Source organism: Pseudoalteromonas shioyasakiensis (assembly GCF_022398475.1).
In the GTDB taxonomy this organism is placed as follows: Bacteria; Pseudomonadota; Gammaproteobacteria; order Enterobacterales; family Alteromonadaceae; genus Pseudoalteromonas.
Genome location: NZ_JAKEVM010000218.1, coordinates 1 through 4,226, shown reverse-complemented (window position 1 = coordinate 4,226; position 4,226 = coordinate 1). Strand labels below are relative to the sequence as shown.

Annotated in this window: 1 protein-coding gene; it reads left to right on the top strand. The window is 38.1% G+C overall.

The window, feature by feature from the left end:
• Window positions 1–82 precede the first annotated feature (82 nt).
• On the top strand, window positions 83–4,226 hold a 4,144-nt coding region (locus L1D51_RS20615; RefSeq protein WP_239964707.1), incomplete at its 3' end, for an ATP-binding protein.

The following is a 4,226-nucleotide window of genomic DNA, read 5'->3' as shown; positions in this document are numbered from 1 at the left end:
CAATTTATGCTCTTATACTTAAAAAACCTTAATAAAAGCGATGTTTCAGTTGAGTTATTTCCATAAAATCATAGTGTTGTTTTTGACGCTGTGTCTTTCATTCGATGTCTTAGCCACACAACTCAAAGCGGGTATCGTTAACTATAATTTTTTTCCTTACCATACCCGGGATGCTGATGGGCAGTTTTCGGGTGTTATTGTTGGTTATAGTAATGAAATCGCTCGCTTGGCTGAAGCCGATCTTGAATACCGTGTTTACGACAGTTTAGATGAGTTATTAGATGCGCTTAAAGTTGGTGAGATCGATTTTGCTGTAGGCCTAAATAAAACCGCACAGCGTAAAAAGCATTTCTTATTTTCAACACCCTTCATGGAAGCGCCAAGAGGTATTGTCGCAAATCAGTCTATCGCAAATGATGCTTTGAAAAACTTAGCGAGCTTACGTTGGGTGTGCATTACGGGTAGCTCACATTGTGAATATTTAGTTGAAAATGGCGCGCTATTTATTAATCGTTTTATAAAACCCGAAGACGCCTTTAAAAAAGTAGCAGATGGCTCGTTTGATGCCTTTATGGGTGATTACTCAGTATTATCTCATCAACTAAAAAATCGCTCTCAAGAAAACCTGAAAGTTGTGAGCCCAGTTTGGCTATCGAGCGAAACCTTGCATGTAATGTTTAATAAAAACAAAACAGCATTACGCAATCAAGTTAATTCGGTATTAGCCGCTATTTCACCAACCACGAAACAACTATGGGAAAGTTCTGCTAGTGAAGAATATTTAGCCGCTAAAGCGTATAGTCAATTTAAGCGTGACTTTAACCGTATTGATAAAAAAGAAGAAAATAATTACTTACTGACATTTTCTTTTGTCGATGGTTTATATCCAATTCATGCGACAAGTAATTTAGGAGAGGCAGACGGCTATTTAAACGATACCCTTGAGCTTTTAGCTCAGCGCAGTGACTTTCAGTTTAAGTATATACCTGCGGCTAATTCGAAAGAGTTGGAACGTCTATTTTTGGCCAATAAAATTGATTTAATTCCGACCATGAACCCCACTAAAATTGATGAGGGGGTGTTGATAGCACTGCCAGCTCATTACAGTTTAGAGATGGTGTTAATCTCTAAACGAGCAAGCCAAACTAAACGAATTGGTTATTTAGAAGCGTTTGCTGACCCTAAGCAAAAGCTTGTAACGAATGAACTCGTTGAAACGGTATCATTTGACTCAATTAAAACGCTATTTTATGCACTGAGAAATGACAACATTGATGCTGTGATACTGCCGCAAAGTATTGCCGCATACCAGTTAAACCAATTCTATATTGGTGAGTTTTATATTAATCCAAAATACCGTTATACCCAGCCTATTTACTTTTTAGTGAATAAGCACTTTTCAGAGTTTGCGACTTTGCTAGACAGCTTATTTAAAACACTGACCAGCAACGACTTTAGCCATGTTGTGAACCGACATGGCATTTTTAGTATTGAACGTGGCTACGACCGTAAAACAGTGAATACCACGGCAATTCTTATTTTAATTTTAATCGCTGTGTCGGTGATTTATTTTATTAGCTGGCGGTTAACTATTAATCGCGAAATTGCAAAGCGTAAAGAAGCTGAAGAAGTGGCATTGATTAAGCTTAACTTTACCCAAAAACTCATTGATGACTTACCCACTATGGTGGTGATTCAAGATCAGCATCAAAAACGCGTTATGTGGAATCGTGCCTACAAAGAAAATTTTGCTCACTTATGGGATGAAAATAACCAATATCTGCGCGGCGATATTAAAGTCGTAAAAAAACTAATTTCACAAAATGAGCAAAGTTTAAATTCAGGCAAAGTCATTAATCAGCATATTAATTACACTAACAAATCTGGCAAAGAACTGGAGCTGCTTTACACTAAAAAGCCGTATGTGGGGTTAGATGGTGAACTAGCAGGCATCATGACAGTACTTACAGATGTTACCGAGCACCGCCATTTACAACGTGAGAATCAGTCAGTTCAACAGCTTCTACAAACCATCACAGATACCATACCCGGCGGCGTATTCCAGTATGAGTATTATGACAATGGTGAGGGATGTTATACCTATATAAGTAAGGGCGCGCAGAGCTTATTAGGTGTCACTTCACGAATGATTAACCAGCGCGGTATGACGGGATGTATCTCGCCATTTATTGTTGATGAAGACCGCGTGCAAATCGCCAAAAGTTTTAAAGCAGCGACAAAATTTAACAAACTGATTGATATTGAGTTTCGGATAAATAATCTCGGCCAGCAAATTTGGTGTCGTTATATTGCTAATGCTGAAATTAATAAACGAGACGATAAGCAAGGTGTGCGTTGGAACGGGATCTTGCTGGACATCAGCTTACTTAAACGCCAACAAGCAGACTTAAGTAAAGCTACTCAGCTTGCACATCAAGCTGATCTAGCAAAAAGCCGCTTTATTGCCACTATGAGTCATGAATTAAGAACGCCAATGTCTGGGGTAAATGGCTTTATAGAGTTGTTAAAATCATCACCGCTTGATGAAGAGCAGCATTACCTCGTTGAGCACATTGACAGCTCTGTAACCAAGCTTCGCACATTAGTGGATGATATTTTATATTTTGCTAATACCACGACAGGCAATATTGAAGTTGAATTACGTGAGGTCGACCTAGAAGCACATTTATGTCGTGTTTTGCGTGCCCATGAATACCTAGCTAAGCAAAAAGGGCTTGAGTTTAACGTGATATGGCGCACAGCTGCTTATACCTTAGCTTCTGTTGACATAAGCCACTTGATGCAGGTTCTCTCTAATGTTTTAAATAACGCTGTGAAGTTTACTGAAAATGGTTCAATAAGCTGCGATGTGTTATTTGAGAAGCAGTCTTTAAAAGTTGAAATATCAGATACGGGTAAAGGTATGACGGCTGAGCAGTTGGCGCATACATTTACCCCTTTTGAGCAAGCTGACAACTCAATTCAACGTCGCCATGGAGGTACAGGCTTAGGCTTGAGCTTGGCAAAGCAACTTGTTGAAGCCATGCAAGGTGAAATATCCATTTCAAGTACTTTTGGTAAAGGTACCAATGTTTACATTGCTGTGCCACTTAAAAGCGTCAGCAAACAAAAACTGCAGGCTGTATCAGTGAATTGGGCTGTGTGTTCTCAAGACCATCAGTTATTAAATAATCTAGCTAATATGGGTGTAAAGCATCACCAATTAAGTTGGCCAATAGATAAAGAGGCATTTACGCAGGAAGATAATATTCTTATTGATGAAAGCTATATTAAAACGCTGTGGGGCGCTAATTGGCTGCAATCAATCAGTACTGCAAACAACAACTACATTTTAGTCGCAAGTGCAAAAAAAGAGCATAGGCCGGCTAATTGTAGCTGTCATATTTTACCTACAGAGCCATTATATCCAGATACTCTAAGAGAGCTTTTAGATAATGTACATACCAGCAATGATGAGGGGTTGGCTGCGCAAAATGCTCAGTTACATGGGCAAATATTAATTGCTGAAGATAATAAAACAAATCAATTATTACTCGAAAAACAATGCCAGAAGCTCGGTATCAAAGCAGTGATGGTTGATGATGGTATTGCTGCACTCAGAGCACTTGAAACAGGACAGTTTGATTTATTACTAACCGACTGTCATATGCCTGACTTAGATGGGTTTAAATTAACGGAGCAATTACGCAACCAAGAAAAATTTAAACATTTGCCAATTATTGGCTTTACCGCTGATGATTCAAAAGAATGTTTTAACAAAGCATTAAAGTCAGGAATGAATAGTGTTTTATTTAAGCCTTATAAACTTAATGAATTATATAATCGTCTAGCTGAGTTTATAGATTTAAGCTCTAATGATTTGCCTAATAGCAGTGAAGGCGTTGATATCAGTTTACAAGGTATAAAAGATAAGCAGCATTGGTTAACTGTTTTTGGTAATGAGAGTGATGCGAAAATGCTTGCCGACGTATTTATTAACAGTTTGCAAAGTGATTTAAATACTCTACAAGAGCACTTGGAAGCTCAAAATTTAGAAAGGGTTTCTGCTGCAATACATAAACTCAAAGGCGCTATTGTTATGCTGCAATACCCACCTTTATCTGAGCTAATAGTGACAACGGAAAATACCTTTAATCAACAGCAAGATACATTAATAGTGGAACAATTAATTACTGAGTTAAGGGATGTAATAGATAAAATAAAGC